The sequence below is a fragment of the Flavobacterium sp. WV_118_3 genome (assembly GCF_039778605.1).
In the GTDB taxonomy this organism is placed as follows: domain Bacteria; phylum Bacteroidota; class Bacteroidia; order Flavobacteriales; family Flavobacteriaceae; genus Flavobacterium.
Genome location: NZ_CP156060.1, coordinates 275503 through 300879, shown reverse-complemented (window position 1 = coordinate 300879; position 25377 = coordinate 275503). Strand labels below are relative to the sequence as shown.

Annotated in this window: 23 protein-coding genes; 1 reads left to right on the top strand and 22 read right to left on the bottom strand. The window is 38.8% G+C overall.

Going from position 1 to position 25377, the window contains the following annotated elements; translation table 11 throughout:
* The first annotated feature begins 156 nt into the window (after window positions 1-156).
* A complete protein-coding gene (locus ABFU83_RS01345) occupies window positions 157-888 on the top strand; it encodes a CpsB/CapC family capsule biosynthesis tyrosine phosphatase (protein WP_347068308.1) in 732 nt (243 codons plus the stop codon).
* A 52-nt stretch (window positions 889-940) separates the two neighbouring features.
* Here the strand turns inward: ABFU83_RS01345 and ABFU83_RS01340 are convergent, their stop codons facing one another.
* From ABFU83_RS01340 to ABFU83_RS01235, 22 genes are all read right to left on the bottom strand, one after another.
* Entirely contained in the window at window positions 941-3307 is a 2367-nt protein-coding gene (locus tag ABFU83_RS01340; RefSeq protein WP_347068307.1) for a polysaccharide biosynthesis tyrosine autokinase, read from the bottom strand.
* A gap of 7 nt (window positions 3308-3314) precedes the next feature.
* A complete protein-coding gene (locus tag ABFU83_RS01335; RefSeq protein ID WP_347068305.1) occupies window positions 3315-4094 on the bottom strand; it encodes a polysaccharide biosynthesis/export family protein in 780 nt (259 codons plus the stop codon).
* Between the two features lie 37 nt (window positions 4095-4131).
* Window positions 4132-6111 (bottom strand): nucleoside-diphosphate sugar epimerase/dehydratase, encoded by a 1980-nt coding sequence (locus ABFU83_RS01330; protein WP_347068303.1) that lies wholly within the window; start codon window positions 6109-6111, stop codon window positions 4132-4134.
* 48 nt (window positions 6112-6159) lie between these two features.
* Window positions 6160-7320 (bottom strand): aminotransferase class I/II-fold pyridoxal phosphate-dependent enzyme, encoded by a 1161-nt coding sequence (locus tag ABFU83_RS01325; RefSeq protein ID WP_347068301.1) that lies wholly within the window; start codon window positions 7318-7320, stop codon window positions 6160-6162.
* A gap of 142 nt (window positions 7321-7462) precedes the next feature.
* Complete coding sequence (locus tag ABFU83_RS01320; RefSeq protein WP_347068299.1) at window positions 7463-8035, bottom strand: sugar transferase; 573 nt, start codon at window positions 8033-8035, stop codon at window positions 7463-7465.
* 14 nt (window positions 8036-8049) lie between these two features.
* Window positions 8050-9069, bottom strand: coding sequence for a GNAT family N-acetyltransferase (locus tag ABFU83_RS01315; protein ID WP_347068298.1), 1020 nt, complete (start codon window positions 9067-9069; stop codon window positions 8050-8052).
* Window positions 9062-9793 (bottom strand): GNAT family N-acetyltransferase, encoded by a 732-nt coding sequence (locus tag ABFU83_RS01310; RefSeq protein WP_347068296.1) that lies wholly within the window; start codon window positions 9791-9793, stop codon window positions 9062-9064. The genes ABFU83_RS01315 and ABFU83_RS01310 overlap by 8 nt, the downstream gene beginning before the upstream one ends.
* Window positions 9765-10385, bottom strand: coding sequence for a sugar transferase (locus ABFU83_RS01305; RefSeq protein ID WP_347068295.1), 621 nt, complete (start codon window positions 10383-10385; stop codon window positions 9765-9767). Before ABFU83_RS01305 ends, ABFU83_RS01310 begins: the two co-directional genes overlap by 29 nt.
* Window positions 10378-11589: a glycosyltransferase family 4 protein gene (locus ABFU83_RS01300; protein WP_347068293.1), complete on the bottom strand. Its 1212-nt coding sequence runs from the start codon at window positions 11587-11589 to the stop codon at window positions 10378-10380. The genes ABFU83_RS01305 and ABFU83_RS01300 overlap by 8 nt, the downstream gene beginning before the upstream one ends.
* A 46-nt stretch (window positions 11590-11635) precedes the next feature.
* Window positions 11636-12769, bottom strand: coding sequence for a non-hydrolyzing UDP-N-acetylglucosamine 2-epimerase (gene wecB / locus ABFU83_RS01295; RefSeq protein WP_347068291.1), 1134 nt, complete (start codon window positions 12767-12769; stop codon window positions 11636-11638).
* A 25-nt stretch (window positions 12770-12794) separates the two neighbouring features.
* Window positions 12795-13913, bottom strand: a complete 1119-nt coding sequence (locus ABFU83_RS01290) for an NAD-dependent epimerase/dehydratase family protein (RefSeq protein ID WP_347068289.1) — start codon at window positions 13911-13913, stop codon at window positions 12795-12797.
* 19 nt (window positions 13914-13932) lie between these two features.
* Window positions 13933-14349: a WxcM-like domain-containing protein gene (locus tag ABFU83_RS01285; protein ID WP_347068287.1), complete on the bottom strand. Its 417-nt coding sequence runs from the start codon at window positions 14347-14349 to the stop codon at window positions 13933-13935.
* A 5-nt stretch (window positions 14350-14354) separates the two neighbouring features.
* The gene (locus tag ABFU83_RS01280) at window positions 14355-15377 is read right to left on the bottom strand and encodes a polysaccharide biosynthesis protein (RefSeq protein ID WP_347068286.1); all 1023 of its coding nucleotides are present in this window, start codon (window positions 15375-15377) and stop codon (window positions 14355-14357) included.
* The gene (locus tag ABFU83_RS01275; RefSeq protein ID WP_347068285.1) at window positions 15361-16512 is read right to left on the bottom strand and encodes a glycosyltransferase; all 1152 of its coding nucleotides are present in this window, start codon (window positions 16510-16512) and stop codon (window positions 15361-15363) included. The genes ABFU83_RS01280 and ABFU83_RS01275 overlap by 17 nt, the downstream gene beginning before the upstream one ends.
* Window positions 16513-16514: 2 nt before the next feature.
* Window positions 16515-17582: a glycosyltransferase family 4 protein gene (locus ABFU83_RS01270; protein WP_347068283.1), complete on the bottom strand. Its 1068-nt coding sequence runs from the start codon at window positions 17580-17582 to the stop codon at window positions 16515-16517.
* 13 nt (window positions 17583-17595) lie between these two features.
* Window positions 17596-18999, bottom strand: a complete 1404-nt coding sequence (gene wzy / locus ABFU83_RS01265) for an O-antigen polysaccharide polymerase Wzy (protein WP_347068281.1) — start codon at window positions 18997-18999, stop codon at window positions 17596-17598.
* A gap of 9 nt (window positions 19000-19008) precedes the next feature.
* Window positions 19009-19524: an acyltransferase gene (locus tag ABFU83_RS01260; protein WP_347068279.1), complete on the bottom strand. Its 516-nt coding sequence runs from the start codon at window positions 19522-19524 to the stop codon at window positions 19009-19011.
* Entirely contained in the window at window positions 19524-20963 is a 1440-nt protein-coding gene (locus ABFU83_RS01255) for a lipopolysaccharide biosynthesis protein (RefSeq protein WP_347068277.1), read from the bottom strand. The genes ABFU83_RS01260 and ABFU83_RS01255 overlap by 1 nt, the downstream gene beginning before the upstream one ends.
* Before the next feature lie 9 nt (window positions 20964-20972).
* On the bottom strand, window positions 20973-22253 hold the full coding sequence (locus ABFU83_RS01250; protein WP_347068275.1) for a nucleotide sugar dehydrogenase: 1281 nt from the start codon (window positions 22251-22253) through the stop codon (window positions 20973-20975).
* Between the two features lie 15 nt (window positions 22254-22268).
* Window positions 22269-23237, bottom strand: coding sequence for an SDR family oxidoreductase (locus ABFU83_RS01245; RefSeq protein WP_347068273.1), 969 nt, complete (start codon window positions 23235-23237; stop codon window positions 22269-22271).
* A gap of 75 nt (window positions 23238-23312) precedes the next feature.
* Window positions 23313-23822 carry an ArsR family transcriptional regulator gene (locus ABFU83_RS01240; RefSeq protein WP_347068271.1) on the bottom strand — a complete coding sequence of 170 codons (510 nt, stop codon included), beginning with the start codon at window positions 23820-23822 and terminating at the stop codon, window positions 23313-23315.
* Between the two features lie 155 nt (window positions 23823-23977).
* Window positions 23978-25369: a UDP-glucose 6-dehydrogenase gene (locus tag ABFU83_RS01235; RefSeq protein ID WP_347068269.1), complete on the bottom strand. Its 1392-nt coding sequence runs from the start codon at window positions 25367-25369 to the stop codon at window positions 23978-23980.
* Window positions 25370-25377 lie beyond the last annotated feature (8 nt).

Here is a 25377-nt window from a genome sequence, read left to right as displayed (position 1 = left end):
TAATGTTAATAGTTTACAAACTTATCTATAATTTTAGACGGAGTCAAATTTAACGAAATAAAGTCCCGAAACAATATTTTCTTTTGTTATAAGATTCCTTTTCTCTCAGCCGGTTACAGTTTATTTTTGCATACTCAAATTGGCTATCTTTGCAGCATGTTATCATTTTTAAAATCCAAACCCCTTTTAAAGGAACTTATACCGCAGGACTATACCGATATTCATTCTCATCTTCTTTTTGGGATTGACGATGGCGCTCAAACACAGAACGATACGGCTTATTTATTAGATTCGTGCCGCGAATTTGGTTTTGCCCGTATGGTAACGACACCGCATACCTGTAGTTCGGTTTGGGAAAATACCCGTGAAGGTATTGAAAATAAGCTTCAAGAAGTACACGGTCTTTTACCGGAACTTTCCGGTGCTTTACACCTAAAAGCGGCTTCGGAATATATGCTGGATGATACTTTTGTAAAATTATTTCAAGAGGAAAAACTACTGACTTTAAAAGACAATTACGTTCTGGTGGAAATGTCTTATATCAATCCGCCGATTCAGTTGTTTGATATTTTATTTGAGTTACAGGTGGCAGGATATCAGCCCGTACTGGCGCATCCGGAACGTTATAATTTTTACCACAACAATTTCGAAGCGTATAAAAAACTCAAAAAAGCCGGATGTCTGTTTCAGGCCAATCTGCTTTCGGCGGTTGGTTATTATGGTGAACATGTTACCAAAGCGGTTGAAAAACTCTTTAAAAACGACATGATCGATTTTACCGGTTCCGATATTCATCATAAAAACCATATTGCTTCTTTTTCAAAAAAAATAAAAATCGATGAGCTATTACTTGTCGCCGCGATGAAACGAAACACACTGTTTAAATAAACTAAAAAAGTCCTTATTAAATAAGGACTTTTTTTATAAACCGGATCGTGTTTTAGCGGTTAAAAAGTTTTTGCCACCACGGTCGTTCGTCTTCCAGATCGGCACCATAACCATAGCCATAACCATAGCCTTTGGTCGTATCTGTATCGTTTAACAACAAACACATATTGGGTAATTTTTTCTCTCTATAAATCGTTTGTGGTACACTTAGCATACGTTTATCTAAATAATTCGCACGAACCACATAGATAAACACATCCGCGAGATGTGCCACCAACATGGTATCGGTTACCAAACTTACCGGAGCCGTATCGACCACGATATAATCATATTCTTTTTTCAATTGTTCAAAAAGCGTATTTACTTTTTTGCTCATCAATAATTCGGCCGGATTCGGAGGAATTACTCCCGAAGGCAACACGTAGAACTCTTCGAAACCACTGTGTTTAATTATATAGCTATTGATATCATCATCTTTAGACGACAGGTAGTTGGTCAGACCTTTAGATGGAATCGGGATATAATCATCCAATCTTGGATTACGGATATCCAAACCGATCAACAACACTTTTTTACCCGACAAAGCGATTGTAGCGGCAATATTGGCTGTGACAAAGGTTTTTCCTTCCTTCGGGAACGTTGATGTCAGAAAAATAGTTTTCGCCTGTCCATCCGGAACATGGTTTAACATAAACTCCAGATTTGTTTTAGCGATACGCAATGCCTCTGCAGCACTACTGCGACTGGTAGTCGTGATCAATTCATTAGCCGAAAGTGATTGCGGTATATCGCCCAGGAATGGTGCTTTGATTTTGGCTTCTATATCCTGGCGTGATTTTACTTTGGTGTCTAACAGATCTCTCAGATAAACTATTCCAAAAGGAATAAGCAGTCCCATAAACAATGCCCCTAAATAAATCAGATTTTTTTTAGGTGAAACCGGAATATCAGACGCTTTAGCGGCATCGATCACTTTGGCATTTGGTGCCGTTACCGCCAGGGAAATAGCTGTTTCTTCGCGTTTCTGTAGCAGGTACAGGTATAATGATTCTTTGATTTGTTGTTGGCGTTGCAACACTCGGAACTCGCGTTCCTGTGTTGGGATTCGGGAAATGCGTCCGCCCAATAAACCTTCCTGACGATCTAAATCGCGTTTTTTAATCGTCAATGCCGATTGCATACGGTTCAGACTTTCGTTAACACCGATTTTCAAAGCTTCAATTTTTTCATCCAAAGCAATGATCACCGGGTTACTGGGCGTAGAGCTTTTCAGGATACGGTTACGCTCCAAAACCATTTTATTAAATTCGTCTATTGATCCAGAAGCACTGGCATCTGAAGAAAGATTACTCGGAAGCAAGTCTCCTTTTTTGCTATTCTTTAAAAACTCCTTCATCGCCACCACCACTTTCATCTGGGTTTCGGTTTCGATGACGTTCTTTTCGTACTGACTGGCATTTTCCAGGAACAATCCCGCTTCGGAAGCAATGTCTGTAATTTTGTTTTCCTTCTTATAGCCTTCCACATTTTTCTCGACACCGTCCAGTTCCTGAGTGATCAGTTCCAAACGTTGCGAAATAAAACGCGAGGTATTTTCGGAGATAAAGTTTTTATCGGCGATCGCATCTTCATTGTACATTCGAACCAGCGTGTTCAAAAAATCTTCCGACTTTTCTTTTACCGGATCAATCAATGCCAATTCAATCACACTGGTATTTTTACTCAGCGCATTCACCGTTAAACGGGTTTTAAGACTTTCGGTAACTTTTGTCAACGGAGCGATCTTTACCTGAATCGAAAAGGATTTTACCGAATTATCCTTATTTTGTTCAAAATAGGTATTATTCTTTTTTACAATAAAATCACCGGCTTCCGATTTTACTGTTGCTCCAAACGCATATTCACCCAGTTTCTTTTCTTCGTTCCAAACCACAAACTTATTTTCGGAATGACTTTCAATTACAAAATTGTACTCCTTTTTATAGAAATCGGCATTTTTAGTCAGGAATTCTACTTCAATCGGTGCCTGTTTATAAAGATATGAGGATTTTACCCGTCCTTCGGCGATATAAAAAATATTCAAATCCAGCCTTTTCACTACGTTTTCGACTAGTGTTCTGGATTTTAAAATTTCCACTTCATTATCGACATTACTTTTAACCCCTGTTAGCATTCCGATATCGGAAAAAGCAGCGAGCTCGGAGGCAATACCTCCTTTTTTATCATCTTTTACCAGGATGGTTGAAACCGATCGGTAATTTGGTGTCGTATAATACCGCAGGTACAAAAAAGCAATCACTAATGCCACTATAGCTCCGGTTGCAAACCAATGCCAATAAATCAGATATTTATCGATTTGTTCCCTGATGGAAAAACTGTTGTCATGCTGTTCGTCAATCGTATTAAATTCCTGGTTCATCTATAAATTATCTTGTCGTTAGGGCAACGATGGTTATTAATAAAGAAATGGCTGAAATGGCTACTGTGATGTTGGGTCCGATCACCGATGAATTAACTTTGGTTTTATTAGGTTCGACGTATACCACATCATTTTGTTTAAGGTAGTAATACTGGGAATTGAAAAACTCCGGTTTGGTCAGATCGATACGAGTGGTTGTTACCTTACCTTCTGTTTCGCGGATTATCAGAATATTGCTTCGTTTTCCGTAAACGGTAAGATCACCGGCCAAACTCAATGCCTCCGGTAATGTAATCCGTTCGGATTGTACCGGGTAGGTTCCCGGTCGGTTAACCTCTCCCTGAACCGTTACTTTATAGTTTAAAATCCGCATGTTAACCGTTGGATTTTTGATATAAGCGCTTAACAACCCTTTTAATTTGGCCATGGCCTCACTACGGGTTAATCCGCCTAATTTGATCGACCCGATCACCGGAAAAGCAATTTCCCCATTGGAATCGATCAGGTAAGTTTGCAAACGCGGCTGACTCGCTGCTGATTCGGTACTACTTTGTATGGTAACCGCATATAGGTTGAACGGTGCGGCAACTTCCGGATTTTCTGCCGAAACAACAATCATTAACAAATCGTCCGGTTGTAATTTTGGTTCGAATGTAACAGAAGATCCCTCTCTTGAAAACTGATCAATGTTTTGATAATAAACAATATCCTTTTTTTGTGCACAGGAAGACAAGATTAAGAAAGCTCCCAGGGCCAAAAAACAGAAAAAGCGAGAAATTACCTCCATAAATAATAAATTTTGCGCAAAGATACGCTTTTGATTTTTAATTAATATCCAAGGTCGAGAACGACGAATTCATACTTCTAAACTCTGGTACAATTGATTTCATCTGCATGACAATATCGGACAACTCCTGTCCTTCTTCCGTAATATTGATCAACAAATCCACTGCCTCAGAAATCATTTCAAACGTATCGGAGACTTCAATTGCAATCATAATTTTTTCGTGATGCGTAGGCAACGTTTTGGAAGAATCGTTTAACAATTCTTCGTATAATTTCTCTCCCGGTCGCAATCCGACAAATTCGATCTTAATATCTTTATCGGGTTGTAATCCCGCCATACGGATCATTTTACGGGCCAGATCGATAATTTTTACCGGTTTCCCCATATCAAAAATATAGATCTCACCGCCACTTCCCATTGCTCCGGCTTCCAATACCAACTGACAAGCTTCCGGAATGGTCATAAAATAGCGGATAATTTTTGGATGTGTAATCGTTATCGGACCACCGTTGGCAATTTGCTGTTTAAACAACGGTACCACCGAACCATTGGACCCCAATACATTTCCGAAACGGGTAGTAATAAACTTGGTGTGTTTTACACCATTATCGTGCAAATGATAGTTTAGCGTTTGCACATATTTTTCGGCGATCCGCTTGCTGGCTCCCATTACATTACTTGGATTTACGGCTTTATCGGTAGAGATCATTACAAATTTTTCCACTTTATAGGCTACGGATAAATCAGCCAGATTGCGGGTTCCCATGACATTGGTAAAAACCGCCTGTATCGGATGATCTTCCATCATCGGTACATGTTTATAGGCCGCTGCGTGGAATACAATATCCGGTTTGTATTTGGAGAAGATCGACTCGATCTCTTTTTTATTTCGTATATCGGCTACAAAAGAATGAATCGTGGCTACCGATTTCTTTTTACTCAGCTCTAACGTTAAATGGTATAAGGGTGTTTCCGCCTGATCAATCAACACCACTCGTTTAGGAGCAAAGGCAATGACCTGATTTACAATTTCTCCTCCGATGGAACCGGCCGCTCCGGTAATCACTACCGTTTTCCCGTTTATTTCTCTTTGAATGGCTGTGTTGTCTAATTTGATTGGCTTCCGCTCCAGTAAGTCTTCAATCTGAATCGACTTTACTTTTTTAGAAATATCCTTAACATCCGACCAATCGGCTACTACCGGTACGGTATATACTTTAAATCCGTATTCCAGACATTCATCGATCAGTTCGATTTTCCGGTCTTCCTGTAAATCGTTTGAGGCCAGAATTAACGTATTGGCACCTAAGGAACGTAGTAAAACCGGCACTTTCTTTCGGCTGGTATAAATGGGCATATCCAAAATCCTTTTTGTGGTATTGGATGCATCATAATCGACAAAGCCTAATAATTTAAATCGCTGTGGTCGTTCGGTACGCAACGCATTAGCCAAAGCCGTCGCGTTAAAACCGGTACCATAGATCAGTGCTCTTTCGAGCTTTATTTTTTTAGATTCGGTAAGGTAATGCTCAAAAATCTGTTTTACCACAATACGATACAGGAATAATCCCATAAAGGAAATAATAATATTGAGCAGCAAACGGGTATTCAGAAACAGTTTATCGCCAATAGCCTGTTCGAAGTAGACATTTATAAAAAACATCACCAAAAAGGTAGATGACTGTGCGAAAAACAAACGAATACCGTCGATAAACGTCGAATGTCGGATAATCCCGGAATAGGTTCGGAATAACCAGAAAAAGAAAACGGTTACCGAAAGATATACACTAACAACATAGATAAATTTGTCTTTATCTAATGCCAGTCGGAACTGAATTCCCAAACCATCGAGCAAGAAATAACTGATCACAGAAGCGATCATCACGACGGAAATGTCTATAAATAACACAATCCATCGGGGCAAATAGCGCAAACTTTGTAAAGAAAAATCTTCTCTAAAAGTTGATGAAGCCTGCTGTAAATTAGAATACAGGCCTTGAAGTACACTATTTTTCAAGTTCAACAGTATTATTGTTCATGAATTATTACTATAATTTAAGGTGAATTAAAACGTTTCCGAAAGTTTTAATTTAAAAAACATATCAAGAACTATTCCAATTCGTTCCATTTCAGCATCGGTCATGTTCGAACCGGAAGGCAGGCATAATCCGTTTTTAAACAGTTTTTCTGCGGTAGTTCCCCCGTAATAAGGTGCCTTTTCGAATACCGGTTGCAAGTGCATTGGTTTCCAAAGTGGTCTGCTTTCAATATTATTGGCATCCAGCATTAGTCGCAATTCCTCGGCCGCCGTTACACCATACACAACCGGATCGATATAAATCGCTGTTAACCAGTGATTCGAAAAATAATCGGTTGTTGGCTCTTGTAATACGGTTATTCCTTCTATATTTTTAAAATAGTTATTATAATATTGGTTTACTTTTCGACGCAAGGCCACATGATCGTCCAACACTTCCATTTGACCTCTTCCGATTCCGGCACAGATGTTACTCATCCGGTAATTATAACCGATAACACTATGCTGGTAATGGGGTGCTTCGTCTCTTGCCTGAGTCGATAAAAATATTATTTTCTTTTTCAGTTCCGAATCTTTAACAACCAAAGCACCACCACCCGATGTTGTGATGATTTTATTTCCGTTAAATGACAAAATTCCGAATTGGCCAAAAGTACCGCAGGATTGCCCTTTATAGGTACTTCCCAATGCTTCGGCACTGTCTTCGATTACCGGAATAGCATAGGCTGCTGCAATTCGGTTAATTTCGTCTACTTTATAAGGCATCCCGTACAAGTGTACCGCGATAATCGCTTTTGGTTTTTTTCCTAAGGCGATACGATCTTTGATGGCATTTTCCAGCGCTACAGGACACATATTCCAGGTATCGGATTCACTGTCGATAAAAACAGGGGTTGCCCCTTGATAGGCAATTGGATTGGCAGACGCCGAGAATGTCATGGATTGACAGATCACCTCATCGCCCGCTTGTACACCCAACATAATTAAGGATAAATGCAGTGCTGCTGTACCCGAGCTTAAAGCCGCTACTTCGACTGCACCTCCCAGGTAGGATTGCAATGCATTTTCAAAACCGGTAACATTCGGTCCTAATGGAGCGATCCAATTACTTTCGAAAGCTTCGTTAATATATTTTTGCTCGGTTCCTCCCATATGGGGTGAAGAAAGCCAAATCTTAGCAGAACTCATTTTTTTCCATATTTATTAAAAAAAAGAACAATCCTTTTTGCAAAAATAATTATTCTTTTTTCATTGTTAACAAAATATCTGTTTATATCAAGCCGGTTAATCTAAATAATATATAAAAAACTACTTAAAAAATGTTTTATTTTCAACAAAAACGAAACGCTGTGTTAAATATAATTTTAAGATCTCCTACAAAACTGCGATTATAATAATAATGCAGGTTCATTTTAACTTTATCGGGAAAGATAACCTCATCGTTATATTTTGCGGGATTTTCCATCGTACTTAAAACATATTCCTCGTCCGAGTATTTGATACTGGCCTCACAGGTTAGCCCTGGTTTAAGTTCCAGTATCTTACGGTCGTCTCCTTCCAATTTATCATAATAACCGGGAATATCTGGTCTTGGTCCAACAAAACTCATTTGTCCGACCAATATATTGAACAACTGTGGCAATTCGTCCAATTTGTATTTGCGAAAAAAAGCAGCTGTCGGGGGGATTACAGTACTATTTTCACCATCGCCGGCAGATACTAAACGCATGGTTTTGAATTTTATTATCGTAAACGGCTTTCCGTATTGTCCAATTCTTTTTTGGAGAAAAAGACCGTTTGATTTTGTAGCTATTGCTGAAAGAATCCATATTACAATTAACGCCCAAAAGAGCGTACCGAAAAGGACTAATGCAAAGCTGAAATCAAATACTCTTTTTAACATACGGTCTAAAATTACTAACTCCTATAAAGTGGAAAAAAGTTACTTCGCACTACTTTTCGATTTCCTACTAATTCATCATATTTTTCCGGATCAACAATAAATTGCCAAACCTTATACATACATCTATAATCTGAAAAACCCGATTTGAATTTAAAAAGTGAATCCTGATCACTACCTCCAACGCCACCACCAAGATGTAAAAACTCCATTTTTAAATCATTGCCCAACAATCGTGCTTCGTCAAGAATCAACTTCATTGGTGTTTCTTTAATAAAAGCTTCATCGGTTCCTGCCAAATGATATTGCATAATTTTATTGGTAATGGTAAATATCGCTCCAGCGGCAATTTCATTATCTTTTTTTGCCAGCAACAACCAGTTTTGAAAACATTTATTATCCAAAAACGCATAAAAATAATCGTGATCAAAAAAATAACTATCCGAAGCATTTACTCTTTTCATCGTTTCGTGATAAATAGCAATAAAGGCGTCTATTTCGCTTTTAGTCGTCGCTTTTACCACTTCAAAACCTTTTCTTTTTAATTGATTTAACTCCGATTTTGTGGATTTCCGATATTGTTTTCGCTGTTCTTCCGGCGTTATATTGAGTTCGATCGCAACAGTTTTATTAATATCTTTAATGATACCAAAATTAGCAAACATTTTTTCTCCGGAGATCAAAGGGTGCAATCTTGAAAAAGCACTAATGATATTATTTGCTTTAAAAAAATGAAGTAATTGTTCCTGAAAATAGTTGATCACAGCATCCGGAATAGTCTCAAAATCCATAGTACTCACCGGTCCGCAGTAACCGTATACCGATGTACAATCAAAAAGATCCGTATTTGGTATTTTTCGTACAATTAACGGAAGCGCAACAAAATTGTCGTCAAAATAAACAACACATAAAACCCGACGATTTTCCTTTTCTAACCGATGATAGGATTGTGTATGATAAAAATCATACTGTTTACTTTTGGCAATAACCTCCGACCAGCTGTTGTCATTTGCTTCAATGATTGAGAAATTATACATCGGTTAAATTTTTTATCACGTTTTTTAAAAGTTCTTTCATTCTATAGGAATTATCCAGCAATACTGTTTGAAAACCATCGGCATTTTGATTGGTAATTACAGTATCAAAATCAGCAAGTGCTATTTGTTTGGCATAATCCATCTTATGGATCACTAAATTTTTATCATTCACAACTGTTGCGATTTTGATCGCATCCGCATAAACACTTTTAAATCCGTTTTCATCGTTTTTTAAATACGTGTCGGAAGTAAATTGTGTTTCCTGTGAATGTAGAATCTGAGTCCATTTTGTTTCTGAGATAATTTTCAGCCCTAATTTTTCATACCATTGTAATGCTTTTACATTTTTAGAAAACACATCAAGTATAAAATTTTTCATTTCCGAATCTTTATAATAATTGAGACTTTCTTTTAAAAAATATTTTCCCAATCCACTTCCCTGCTTCCCGCTATCGATGCAAATATTATTCAGAAACAGCGTATCTTCTATTATTTTAAAATGTATAAATCCCGCTATTTTATCATCGATCTTTAAAACTGTCAGCGCATTGTGTTTGCTATCGAGAATGACATTTTTAAAAAACACTTCAAAATGAGCATCAAAATAAATCAATTTATTATCCAATGCCGTATTCTTAAAGATTAGTTTGTGTAATCTTATAATTTCATCATAATCGGAATCGCTATTTTCATATTTACATACCTGAACCTTTTCTTTCATCATCTAAGTTTTTCATTATTGAAGTAGGATCAACCGTTACACCTTTGGATAATAAAACAGCTTTTACCGATTGCATGATGATGGAAACATCGTTTAAAAAAGTTATGTTTTCCACATAGGCAACATCGAAAGCCAGTCGTTCATCCCAGGCAACGGTATTTCGACCATTAACCTGCGCCAAACCAGTAATACCCGGTCGGACAGTATGTCTGCGTCTTTCTTTTTCGGTATAAAACGGCAAATATTTCGGCAATAACGGCCGCGGTCCGATTAAGCTCATATCACCTTTAATGACATTTAGCAACTGCGGAATTTCATCCAGCGATGTTTTTCGAACAAAACTACCCACTTTAGTCAAGCGTTCCGAATCCGGTAATAAGTTTCCGTTTTCATCGCGTTTATCGTTCATGGTTTTAAACTTGATGATTTTAAAAAGGCGCTCGTTTTTGCCAGGTCTCACCTGAAAGAAAAAAGGCTTTCCATCATTTGCGATAAACAGTGCGATCATCGCAATTATAAATATCGGACTCAGCAGTAACAATCCTGAAAAAGCCAATATAAAATCAAAAAGAGGTTTCAATACAGTTCTATACATACGTTACTTTATCATTAATCAATTGATAGGAATGGGCTACCTGATATTCCTTTTGCAATAAATCCCATCCATTTTCACACATCTTTGTATAACGGTCGGGCGTACACGAATGCAGTTTTTCGACCGCTTCTTTCATTTCGTCGAGATCTCCGGATTGTACCCAATAACCGCATCCAGCATTTTCGATCACCGTGCCGATATCGGTATTCAGATCGGTTGCCGCAATGATGGGCAACTTCATTTCCAGATAAGACAACAATCGGGACGGGAAATTCGGGATCGTAAAATCTTTATGTAAAAAGATCAAACCAACATCGCAGGCGCGTAATAAAACATCGTAATCATTTTTAGGCAATCCGTTAAGCAATTTGGCATTGGCGGGTTGCTTTTCGGCAAACCATTGCGCGATTCGCTCGTATTCGGTACCCGAACCCACCACTAAAAAATAAACGCCTTTCGTTTGCACGGCTTCTATCGTATCCAACAGGAAATCGATTCCCTGCGGTATTCCCAGATTACCACCATAAACAAATATTTTTTTATCGGATGGCAATCCGTATTTTGCTCGTATGGATTCTTTTTCCCGAACATCAATTGACACCTCCAAAGGCTCGATCGAATTTGGATTTACTTCCACTTTCGATGCGGCTATTTTAGGGTTATGTTCGATTACATAGGCTTTATTCGCTTCGGACATACATCCGATAGCATCCGACAACTGGTATAATCGGGCTTCTTTCTTCAGAAAAAAACGATGCAAGAATCCGTCTTTTTGCAACATTTTCATATCCACGGCATTTTGCGGAAAAATATCCTTTAACAACAGATATGAATAGGCATTGTCTCTTTTCTTTACAAAGTGAATCACCTTCGAAAACGTTATCGGTGGGGTAGAATATAAAACCAGATCGAACTTCTCGTGGGCAAAATATTTTTTGATCGCATTCAGATACTGATATTCAATAGCCAGCGTACCCACTCCTTTTTCGATCAGGTTTGTTTTTTGCAGATTAAACGTCCGCACATTTAAAATCGTCGCTCCCGATTCGGTACTACAATGTGTTTTCTTTTTATCGCGACGTTCTGTCGGACTAACAACAAACACACGATGCCCTTCGTCTCTGAACTTCCGGAGCAAGTCTGTGTAAATACCTCTTTCGTCAAGAGTTTTTATTTTCGCTAATGTCAGAAAAAGTATTTTCATCTATTATTTGGTATTCTATAGATCCGGTTTCAGATCCTTTTTATTACTATTCTCCCCAAACCACCCGTTTGATATACGTGGTATAACTCAGGATGATACGCACCATTTTTTCCGATACATTCGGCATCGAATAATCGGCTACCGGACGGAAGTTGCGTTCTTTTCCGATTTTCTGATATTGCAACTGCGTTAATCCCTGCATGATTCGCTCCGGATCCAGTCCCACCATCATTACCGATGCTTCTTCCATTGCTTCCGGACGTTCGTGTGCCTCCCGGATATTCAACGCTCTGAAATTCAGAATGGATGATTCTTCCGAGATCGTCCCACTATCGGATAAAACGGCAAACGACTTCATCTGAAGCGCGTTATAATCGTTAAAGCCCAACGGTTTCAGGAATTGCACTTCCGGACGCATGGTGATATTTTTCTTTTCGATCATGTTTCGCGTACGGGGATGCGTACTTACAATAATCGGATATTGGTATTTTTCGGCGATACGGTTTAGAGATTCCATCAAACCGCTAAAGTTTTTCTCGCTGTTGATATTTTCTTCCCGGTGAGCCGACACCACAAAGAATTTACGTTCTTCCAATTCCAAACGTTCCAACACATCCGATTGCTCGATCGACGGCAAATAATGCGTCAACACTTCATACATAGGCGATCCGGTTTTGATAATCCGATCGGCAGGCAACCCTTCGCGCAACAAATATTCGCGTGCAATATCGCTATACGTCAGATTGATATCCGACACGTGATCTACGATTTTACGATTGGTTTCTTCCGGAACTCTTTGATCAAAACAACGGTTTCCGGCTTCCATATGGAAAATCGGAATATGTCTTTTTTTCGCCGGAATGGCACAAAGACAACTATTCGTATCGCCCAGCACTAAAAAAGCATCCGGTTTTTCACTTTCCAGTAGCGGATCGATTTTGATCAGAATCTGACCAACGGTTTCGGTAGCCGTAGCTCCGGCCGCATTTAAAAAGTGGTCCGGTTTACGAATACCCAAATCATCGAAAAAAATCTGATTCAGTTCATAATCATAATTCTGACCGGTATGAACAATAATATGGTCGATTGCCTCCGAATGGTCCAATGCGGCCATTACTCGGGATAATCGTATGATTTCCGGGCGCGTTCCCACGACCGTCATTACTTTTAACTTTGTCATCTTGTGTTATTTTTCCAAATCAAATTTATACGTTTTCGAAATACGTATCGGCATCTTCCGGATTATACGGTTCGTTAATCCAGAAGTTGGTATACAATACGTCTTCTCCTATATTTTTTATATTGTGCGTATACCAAATTGGCATATCCACATAAGCCGGCTGATCACCATCGAGGTAAAAATCCAACACCTCATCCGTTCCGATTTTACGAAGCTGAATCAGTGCTTTTCCTTTGATCACGGCAAATCGCTCTATTTTACGGGTATGATAATGATTCCCTCTCGTAATTCCGGGCACGGTAGTCGAAAATGACACCTGACCGCCAATACCCAGTCGAATCACTTCCACAAAAGAACCGCGCGGATCGGTATGCTGCGTGAACAATACCGGGAAATGATTTTTGATATCCATATAACAACGGTAGGTATTGAACAGATTTAACTCAAACGTATTCTGTATTTCCGGAATTTCGCCGTTGTCCTGGTATTGCGTTTTATAGTTTTGCAATAGCCCCAATATTTCCGAAACTTTGGCTTCGGCCGTATGCGCTACAGTATAAAGCGGTTCATTTTTGGCCTCCCGGATTTTTTGTACGATCTCCTGAACCAGCTCGCCTACATAAATCAGTTTTAAATCACCATCGACCTGAATCTGCGGTGTTTCACCATTGGCAATCTGGTGTGAAAAGGTAGCCACAACCGAATTGTAAAACGGTTGCCCAAACGGACCGAATACATTAGGAATGACCATACCGGTAAACGTTGCGCCGGATTCCTGCGCCCACTGACTTAATAGTTCGCGGCCTTCTTTTTTGGATTTTCCGTATAAATTATCGCGTTCCTCCTGAGACGATGACGATAGTAATACGTGTGCCTTACTATGGGTGCGCTTTAACGAAGCTACGAGTTTTTGTACCAGATTGACATTGGTCGTATAGATCACCTCCGGATCTTCGTGTCGATTCATCGCCGCCAGATGTACAATCACATCGCATTGCGCTACAAAAGCATCTAGTGTTGCTTCGGTATCAAAAAAATGTTTTTGGAATTCGATACGCTCAAATTCCGTAGAGAATAGTCCTAGTGTATTATAAAGATGTGTTCCCACAAATCCTTTTTGTCCTGTAATTCCGACTTTAAGCATTTTAGTTGTTTTTTGTCGTTTATGATGTAAAATAATCGTCTTCAAATCGGTATTCGTCTTCTATCTCTCCGAAGCGATAATCGGCCAAAACCAATAATCTGGAATGGGGTTCCTTAGCGCAAATCCCGGTGATATAACCCGGCGGTACCTGCAAAAGATCCAAGGCACCGGCTTCGAGTTCGTACGATACCGGAACCAGATTGGGAGACGGTTTTGTCCAGTCGTCCACTTCAATCAGTTGAATTTCGAATTTTCCGGAAACCGCAGCAAACCATCGTCGTTCGATCTGATGTCCGCGCCAGCCACGAAGGTCTTCCGTTTTGGCGTTTTCGATTACATAGATCCGCTTAATAACAGTTGCATCAAATTCGTTATTAAACGAAAGTCCGCCTCTTTCATCCGAAAAAAAACCGCCTTTGATAATTGTTGGCTTCATGTTTTTTATACGATTTCTTCCCCGAAAACTTCTTTCCGGATCAGTGGTAATTTTGACAATAATTGTTTCATTCCTTCCACATCCTGTTGTTCGGTATTGTGGGAATGGTAATCTTCAATTTGCGATACATCCTGTTCGCCTTCGGAGAAATATTTGGCATAATTCAGATCGCGGTTATCGGCCGGAATTCTGTAGAAATCACCCATATCCTCTGCTTTCACCATTTCTTCGCGCGTACACAGGGTTTCGTATAATTTTTCGCCGTGACGGGTTCCGATGATTTTAATCTCGTTATCGGCCTTGCACATTTCTTTTAAAGCCTGCGCCAGATCGCCAATGGTTCCGGCCGGTGCTTTGTTGACAAACAAATCGCCCGGGTTTCCGTTTTCGAAAGCAAACAGCACCAATTCTACCGCTTCTTCCAACGACATCAGAAAACGTGTCATATTCGGATCGGTAATCGTGATCGGCTGACCGTCTTTAATTTGCTTTAGGAACAATGGAATTACCGAACCGCGAGATGCCATCACATTCCCATATCGGGTAAGGCAAACTGTGGTATCTTTTAAATCTCTTGACGCAGCGATGGCTACTTTTTCCATCAGCGCTTTGGAAATTCCCATCGCATTAATTGGATACGCCGCTTTATCGGTACTCAAACAGATTACTTTACTTACTTTATTATTGGCAGCTGCATCGATCACGTTTTGGGTTCCAAACACATTGGTTTTGGTCGCCTCAATTGGGAAAAACTCGCAGGATGGCACTTGTTTTAGTGCTGCCGCATGAAATACATAATCCACACCGCGCATGGCACGCTCCACACTGTTATAATCCCGTACATCGCCGATATAAAAGCGGAGTTTATCATTTTTTAACTGATTTCGCATATCGTCCTGCTTTTTCTCGTCGCGCGAAAAAATGCGGATCTCTTTAAAGTGATCGGTATGCAAAAAGCGATTCAGAACGGCATTTCCAAAAGATCCGGTTCCGCCGGTTATCAAAAGTGTTTTATTTTTTATCTCCATTTTCTATCGTTGCAGTTATAAATTTAAATGTATTTTGAGCGCATACCGTCCAGGAATATTGTTGTGATAATTCATAGGCTTTTTCCATAACGGTTTGGCGCAATATTTTGTCTTCCATGAGTTTTATCAGTGCTTTTTCTATAGTTCCCACATCGAGTGCATTAAAATATACTCCCGCCTCTTGTAGAAATTCGGGCATTGGCATTTTTTCAGAACTTGCTATCGGTAAACCGGCACTCATCGCTTCGATTACAATATTCGGCATATTTTCGCAAGTAGATGCAAAAACAAACATATCCGTAGTATGATATACACGTTCCATTTCTTCGAATGGAATTTTTCGCAAATATTCGATACATTCTTTATTTTCGTTCAGTACCGCTTTAAACTTAGGATAACCTCCAGCTTCCCCTCCAACTACCGTGAGTGTTACCGGGTATCCTTGATGGTAAAGGTTGGCTACAGCCTGTGCGACTTTGTCGTGATGTTTATAGACATCTAATACGGATACATAAACTATTCGGAATGGTTTTTCATTGGAATAGCTGGCAATGTCGACCACTACCCGCGGTAATTGTCGAAATCTATCCGAAACACCGTGCGGGATAACCACTTGATTATTTGGCCTCTTAATTCCGGGTAAACTTCCGATATATTTTTTAGCATATTCCGAAATAAAAATCACGCCGGCTGCATTGTTAATTGATTGGGTTTGCAGCACATTCAGAATACGGAATCGCAGTTGTAATGTAAAAGGGAATCGCTTTGCCTCCTCTTTTTCAAAGACCAACATATTTTGCGAAACCGTGATATATTTATATTTCTTGCTAAAAAAAGAACCTCCCGGATTAAAAACGATATTACAATTTGTTCCGGCAATAATCCGATCCAGATTTTTAAATTTCCAAATCAGTCGTTTTAACAGGGAACCTTCAAGATTTCCCATAGGAATTTTGTGTAAATAATCGCGATCCTGGATTTTATCCAAAACCGGATTAACTGCGATAATATGAATTTCTTTTATTTTAGACACACGAATAATCTCATCCGATACGTTATTGAGCAACTCCGCAAGATGTGTCAGCCCACCACCGGTAATGATATTTGTAGCATCTATGGTAATTATATAGCTCATTCTTAATGGTTACAAAATGTAAAAAACATATTTGAAATATTTTCCAACGATAATCTTTCGTTGATCTTTTTTGCTTCGCTCCCCATTTTCATTCTCAATCCTTCATCGTTCATCAAGAGAGTCAGCTTTTCGGCAAAGCATCGGGTATCTTTAAGCGGAACCAGAAAACCATTTTCCTCATTATTGATAATATCTGCAGGTCCGGAATCACAGTCGAACGACACACAAGCCAAGCCTGCTCCCATAGCTTCAATCAATGCATTTGGAAAGCCTTCCGAAACAGACGAAAAAGCAAAAACGGATGCTTTATTCAACCAATAATCCACATCCTTAGTTTGTCCGTTCAACACTACCTTTCCGGTCAGGTTTAAGGTTTCTATAAGCATTTCCAATTTTTGACGTTCCGGTCCTTCGCCCAACAATACTAATTTCCAATCGTCGTTACAGGTCGTTTGTACAAATGCTTCCAATAAATAGGTCTGCCCTTTTTCCCAAACCAATCTCCCCACATTTAAAATAATTTTCTCTCGAACAATTTCAGGATGCTGATGTATCTTTTTGATCGGATTTTCGATAACGGTGATATTTTTATTGAACACCTGTTTTTTTATAATCCTACTTGCCGTATGTGTTTGTGCAATAATTCCGTCGGCAAAAGAATAGCTTATCATTCTGAGAATATTTTGCAGAAACGGTAATTTAGTATTCGCCGAACTTCTGTCCGACACATATGTCCGCGTTTTTGTAAACCCGGATGCAAAAATGGACAAAATGTTATACTTGGTCATAAAACTTAGCAAAAAGTCCGGTTTTTTTTCGATAATCAATTTTCTTAATTTAAAGAAAATCTTTACCTGATTCAAAACATAATCCATACGATTGGTATAGACAAATTCAAGAGGAATTATATTAACGCGCTCATCAATTTTATAAAAAATATCACGATCACTGTTTAGTAATATCAGGTTTACTTCACAATTCTTATACACCCAGTCGTTCGCTAGTTCTGACATTACTCGTTCTGCACCTCCCTGTCGTAATGTAGGGATTATCAGAAATACTTTTTTCATGGCAATGCTATAATTAATTCTTTTTAATTTCAATTTTTTTCAACAAGAACCGATCAATAACCAAGGCATATACAATCATTTTAAGCGGATCGAGAAAATTGGATCTATTGATATAAATTGCACCGGTTATCAGCAACAGATAAACCAGAGTTATCGTATGCTTTTCACCAAAATTGGCATTAAAAGTAACAAACCCTATAAAATACCCGAAAAACAACATTAGTACAATTGAGCCCCAAAAGCCTAGATTAATATACAAATCGGCTATAATTTCCGATCCTTCTCCATAAGTAAAGAAATTCCCCTGCCCCAAGACGGTAAAAAAATAGGATGATGTACTGTACATTATTGGTAACCCCGTTGCTCCCATATATATACTACTTCCAAAAGGAATCACACCAATCGCATCCGAAATCATAGTCGTACCAAACAAATATGGATGATAATTCGGTACCGCATCTAGTGCCCGGTATAAAATCCTAACACTTGTTGCTAACTCTCCTGTAGGATTAAATGTCTGCTCACTACTAGCTAGAGTTTCGTAACCCGATTGTAATATATTTCCTTTTCGGGAAGCGACATCGTTACTTCTTCCGTAACTTAGAATCGTGAATATGGTTGCCCCCACGAGTGTCATAACAAAAAAGACATGGAAAGGAATTTTTTTCTGATAAATGGAATAGGCTGCCAATATAAGTACGGCCACCCCCATTATTGGACCTCTGTCGCCGGCAAACAAAAATAGCAACAGATATACCCCCAGAATCATCACAAAGATTTTATTTTTAAATAATATGTTTCCAAGATTGTACTTCGTAATTTTTACATTTCTATAACTAATAAAAAAATAAATGATTTTCAGATAAATTGAAATATTTAGCAATATAAAAGCATATCCCGAACCGGAGCCCCAACTGTCCCATCCGATATAACCACCTCCCAAAAAATCTTTCCCCACCAATACAACAAACAGACAAAAAGAGAGGATCAACAATATATCTACTTTACGTGTGTCAATCCGATATTTCGGTTGTTGCTTCACAACTCTTTTTTTTCCTGAATACCATAAAAAGCCTAACATCCAAAGCAATACGGCAATTGTACTAAACCAAGTGGCATAGTTAACCACATTTTTATTGATCCATATAAACGTCGGATCATCCGGTTCGATACCAAAGCTGGCCAATAACGGTATCTGAAAATGCACAATAAGGAATCCCAACAGGAACAAAGTATCGTATCGCACCCAAGACGTAAAAAAACGTTGTGTTGTTCGCCAAAAAACAATGACATTTACCAAGCTGATAATTGAGAGCGTAAAATTCGAACTACTATCGAAAACCTCAATCTTATCGGGCATCAGCAACAAACTGATGATTAATGATACTATTAATACGATGTAATTAAATGCAAGCATATACTGTTTTTATTTCTTGATGAATTTCTCATCTGGTTGTGACAACAAAAAAAGTTTTTTTTCTTGTGGTGACATCTTTTTTGTTTGCATATCGAACGGCAAAATTTTAGTTTCTAATTCGCTAATTTTACCTATTTCTCTGGCTGGATTACCGGCATAAATGCTATTATCGGGAATACTTTTCGTGACAACAGTACCGGCTCCAACTATCACATTACTTCCTATAGTCACGCCAGGCATAATCAATACGCAATTCCCTATATACACATTATTACCAATTTTAATTTTTCCAAACGTGTCCATTAGTGGGTACTTCTCTCGGAAAACCCAACCTCCTCCATGATTAAAGAATCTTACATCGTTAGTAATCTGAACGTGATCTCCAATCTCTATCAGATAGGGTTCCGAGCCAAAATACTTCGTGGCAATACTACAATTCTTTCCAATTTTTACTCCCAAAAAGCGAGCATATTTCTCGGCAGGCCACCGATGTCTTCTCCATATAGCTACCAATCTATCAATCATTATGCTCTGCTTTTTATTAAATTCTTTATTTCATTTACTATATCTAATATTCCAAATGCCTTTAACCCTAACAAATAGATTATTAGTAGGAATGGCAATAGTAAAAATTTCCAATGTCCATCAATCCCAAATGTTGCCGCTATATAACCAGCTATAAATGTTAGGGCTAAAGAAAACACTACTATTTTTAGCTTCCGGTTTGTCACAACCTGCATCTGATCTTCCAAAACTTTTCGGGAATAATGATAATTAATCCAATAGCTGATAATATTGGTAATCACAAAACCTACAATTAAATAGTTTAAATTTAAAAAATAAACACCAACTACAATACTAACCAATTGAACACTCTTTTTACCAATCTCAAGAAATAAAATCTGTTTGGTTTGGTTGAATATCTTAAAAATAATTCTGTTAACTAATTCTAAAAAATAAAAAAAGGAGGCTATCACCAATAGCTTCATATAAAAGATTGCTCCCAACCATTTATCTCCTAGCAATAATGCAATAATATTTTCAGCATATAAATACATTAATACTGTCATAAGTGCCAATACCGCAGCAAAAACAACAACAATTTTACCATATATTCTCAAGAATTCTTCTTTTTGTTCCTGCAATTTGGCCAAGGAAGAAAAAACAACTCCCTGCGTTAACATATTGATGATTCCGCCGGGAACATCCTGTATTTTTTTAGCCTGATAAAATAATCCCACCTGTGCGATCGAAAAATATTTCCCCAGAATTAACTGGTAAATATTATCAAATGCTGTATTCAACAAAGAAGCTAGCGTTGTATTTACTCCAAATACATACAATTCTTTAAAAGATTGCCTGGAGAATCGCAAACTGAAAAACGTTCCTTCAAATCCCCATAAAAGCAATGTTGAAACAATTGAAGTCAACAATTGCATTACAATAAGTGACCAGACACCCGCACCTTGATAGGCCATTATGATTCCTACTATTGAGGATATAATTACCGCTACCAATCGATAAACCGACTTCTGTTTGAATTTCAGATCACACATGAGTTTAATATTCTGTATTAGCTGAAATGCATTAATAATTAGTACTAAACTAGCTACTATTATTAACATTTTTAGCGATGCATCGTTATAAAAATCAGCAATAAACCCCGAAGCCATTATCAAACTCAGACAACAAAATACACTTACTGTCAGATTAAAAACAAAGACCGTAGCAAAATCTTGCTTACTGGGATTTATTTTCCGGATTAACGCTCCTCCTAAACCTCCCTCTGTAAACACATCCGCCAGAACAATAAAAAACATAATAATTCCAACTTGCCCAAATTCTTTAGGCGAAAGCAAACGCGCCATCCAAATATTGGTAATCAATACCACTAATAGAGATGCCAGTTGACCTCCAACTGACCACATTGTCCCCAATATAAGGGTCTTTTTTAATGGATTCATATAGGCTTATTATAACTTCCCATCAACCTTTTCTGTCAGTATTCCTTTTACATCATAAAGGATACTGTTTTCGGCCTGTAACGTTTTATAATCCAAAGTCAAAAATTCCTTATGGCTAACGCCTAATACCACCGCATCAAACTTTTGATTTGGCAATTCGTTTTCCATTTCAATTCCGTATTCGTGTTTTACCTCATCGGCATCCGCCCAACAATCATAAACCGTTACGGTGATCCCATATTCTTCCAGTGACTGAATAACATCTACGATTTTGGTATTGCGAACATCCGGACAGTTTTCTTTAAACGTAATTCCCATCATCAACAACTGGGCACCGTTAACCGAAATTCCTTTTTTAATCATCAGTTTTACCACCTGCGAAGCCACATACTCGCCCATACTGTCGTTTAAACGACGACCGGCCAAAATGATTTCCGGATGGTATCCTTTTTCCTGTGCTTTCTGAGCCAGATAATACGGATCGACACCAATACAGTGACCGCCAACCAATCCCGGTCGGAACGGCAAAAAGTTCCATTTGGTTCCGGCAGCTTCCAAAACCGCCTGGGTATCAATTTCCAGAATATTAAAAATCTTAGCCAACTCATTGACAAAGGCAATATTGATGTCGCGCTGTGAATTTTCGATCACTTTAGCGGCTTCCGCTACTTTTATCGTGGGCGCCAGATGCGTTCCGGCTACAATAACACTTTTATATAATTCGTCTACTTTCTGACCGATTTCGGGAGTGGAACCGGAAGTAATCTTTAAGATCTTTTCGACAGTATGCTGCTTGTCGCCCGGGTTGATTCGCTCGGGAGAATAGCCCGCAAAAAAATCTTCGTTAAACCTTAAACCCGATATTTTTTCCAGTACCGGTACGCATTCCTCTTCGGTTACGCCCGGATATACAGTGGATTCATAAATCACAATATCGTCTTTTTTCAGCACTTTACCAACCGTTTCACTGGCTTTATAAAGCGGCGTCAAATCCGGACGATTGTGTTTGTCTACCGGTGTTGGCACCGTAACAACATAATAATTACACTCCTGGATGTCTTTCAGATCAGCGGAACAATACAATCCCTTTCCGGATATATTTTCCCGATCGACCAACACCGATTTTAAAGTCGCCTCGTCTACTTCGAGCGTTACGTCTTTTCCGGAATTTAATTCATCGATTCGCTGTTGGTTGATATCAAAACCAATAACAGCATATTTTGTAGCGAACAATCTTGCCAATGGCAAGCCTACATATCCTAAACCTATAACGGCAATTTTAGTAGTCATGGAATGCTTTTTACGTTATTTTAAGTTTTCCCAGTACCAGGAAACGGCTTCTTTTAATCCTTCTTTAATTGAAAATTGCGGATCATATCCGAGCAATGTTCGTGCTTTGTCGATACTGGCCAGCGAATGCGGAATGTCGCCGGCACGATTTGGCCCGTGTATAATCGCTACATTGGCTATTTCCGGATCGTACTCCGATAAAAACTCTTTCAGATACTCAACCAACTGCTTTAAAGTCGTTCTGTCACCATAAGCCGTATTGTATACCGTATTAATCGCTTCCGGTGATTTTGTGGTCATTGCCAGCTCATTCATCTGGATCACATTATCGATATAGGTAAAATCTCTGGAATATTGCCCATCGCCATTAATTACCGGGCTTTCATGTTCCATAAACTGCATGACGAATTTCGGGATTACGGCCGCATAGGCACCATTTGGATTTTGTCGTCGTCCGAAAACGTTAAAATAACGCAATCCGATGGTTTCCATTGCGTAGGTTTTACTAAAAACATCAGCGTATAATTCATTTACATATTTTGTAATGGCATAAGGCGATAACGGTTTTCCTATTTTATCTTCGACTTTTGGCAATGCTTCCGAATCGCCATAGGTTGACGAACTCGCCGCATATACAAATCGTTTTACACCGGCATCTCTGGCAGCAACCAGCATATTCAGAAAGCCGGATACATTTACCTCGTTACTGGTAATCGGATCGTTAATAGACCGCGGCACCGATCCTAATGCGGCCTGATGTAAAACATAATCGGCTCCTTCGACTGCTTTTCTACAGGTTTCCAAATCGCGGATATCGCCTTCGATTAAGGTAAAGTCCGGATTATTCAGAAACGGTTCGATATTGTGACGATAACCCGTTGAAAAATTATCCAGGCAAACGATGCTGTGTTTTTTATTCAGAAAGTATTCTATAAGATTCGATCCGATAAATCCAGCACCACCGGTAATCAAAAGTTTACTCATTTTCTATATTTTTTATTAGGATAAATATTTTTTATTACTAAAGAATTCCCAAACGGTTGGTCTTTGATTCGCGAATTAATTGCTACCTCCAAAAAGCAACAGTCCTTTTTTATCAAAATCATCCGTTAGGATAAACTTTACTTTTCGCTTGATTTCTTCTTCAATTTTGTAAGCCAGCTGTTCCACATATTCCGCATTGAGCTCTTTTCCTACCAATACGACTTCTATGGTACCGGTATCCCTCCCTTCGGCATAATCGCCAATGAGGTATACTTTTTTTACTTCACCCATTCGTTCCAATATGGTTGCTACTATCGTATCCAGACCTATTGTTCGTCGAACCACACTTTGCAACAACGAAAAAAGAGGATGATTGGTATTGGCCCGATAGGAAATCGTATTGCGTATGGCTTCTTTTTCAAGATAACCGGCTTCCGAAAGATTGTTTAATTCTTTACGTATCGCATTGGTCGATTCGCTGAATTCTTCGGCTAAACCTCTCAAATGACCATGATTGGCTGCGTTGATAAAAAACTTAACCAATAGCCGTAGTCGGGTTTTAGATGTTATTAAAGATTCTAACATGCCTATAATTATGAGCAACAAAAGTACTCGTTATTTTGTAACAAAAATATTTTTTTACAGAAATTTTAAAAAGTCACAAAATTCATTATTTTTTAAAGAAAAATGCCTTTCTCATTTACATAAGAAAGGCATTTTTGATAGTCTATTTTTGATGCTTATGAACCGATACCCTGGTATACAAATCCTATTTTTTGAAGGGCTTCTTTATCCAACAGATTTCTACCATCGAAAACAAAAGCCGGTTTTAGCATATTGTCATAAATTCGTTGCCAGTCGTAGGTTTTAAATTCGTCCCATTCGGTTAATACTGCAATGGCATGTGCTTTATCTGTGGCTTCATACGGATCGTTGGTCACCGTTAATCCATTTCTGTTTTCTTCTGAAGAACGGGTTTCCAGATAATCCAGATCATAAAAAATCTGGTCTTCCTGTACTTTCGGATCATATACTGCAATTTCCGCACGTTCGCTCAACAAGTCATCAGCTACATAAATAGCCGCTGATTCGCGGGTATCATTGGTATCTTTTTTAAATGCCCATCCCATAAAAGCGATTTTCTTTCCGGAAACCGTGTTGTATAACGTCTGGATAATATTTTTACCAAAACGGCGCTTCTGGTGGTCGTTCATAATGATCACTTGCTCCCAATAATCGGCTACTTCATTTAATCCATAGGATTTAGCAATATAAACCAGATTTAAAATATCTTTTTGGAAACAGGATCCTCCAAAACCAACAGACGATTTTAAGAATTTTGATCCGATACGACTATCCATACCAATTGCTTTGGCCACCTCATTTACATCGGCACCCGTTTTTTCACATAATTCCGACAGGGCATTGATAGATGATACGCGTTGCGCCAGGAAAGCATTTGCCGTTAATTTTGACAATTCCGAAGACCATACATTGGTTGTAAGGATACGTTCTTTCGGAACCCAGTTGGCATAAATGTCCACCAGTTTCTGAATGGCATTTTGCCCTTCTTCGGTTGTATCGCCACCAATCAGTACGCGATCCGGCATTAATAAATCAGCTACAGCAGTTCCTTCTGCCAGGAACTCCGGATTGGATAAAATCTGGAATTGTACTCCGTTACCGGTATTGTCCAGAATATCTTTAATAGCACTGGCAGTACGTACCGGTAGTGTTGATTTTTCAACAACAATCTTATCATTTTTAGCAACACGGGCAATTTGTCTGGCACACAACTCAATATACTTTAAATCGGCCGCCATTCCTTTCCCAACCCCATACGTTTTGGTAGGCGTATTCACCGAGATAAAAATCATATCGGCTTCATCGATCGCTTTATCCACTTCGGTTGAGAAAAAAAGATTACGTCCACGGCAGGAAGCCACGATATCGCTTAGTCCGGGTTCGTAAATCGGGATATTTTCAACATTTTCATCATTCCAGGCAGCAATACGTTTTTCGTTTAAATCGACTACTGTTACCTTTATGTCCGGGGATTTCTGTGCAATAACGGCCATCGTTGGACCTCCAACATATCCAGCACCGATACAGCATATTTTCTTTATATTCATGTAAATGT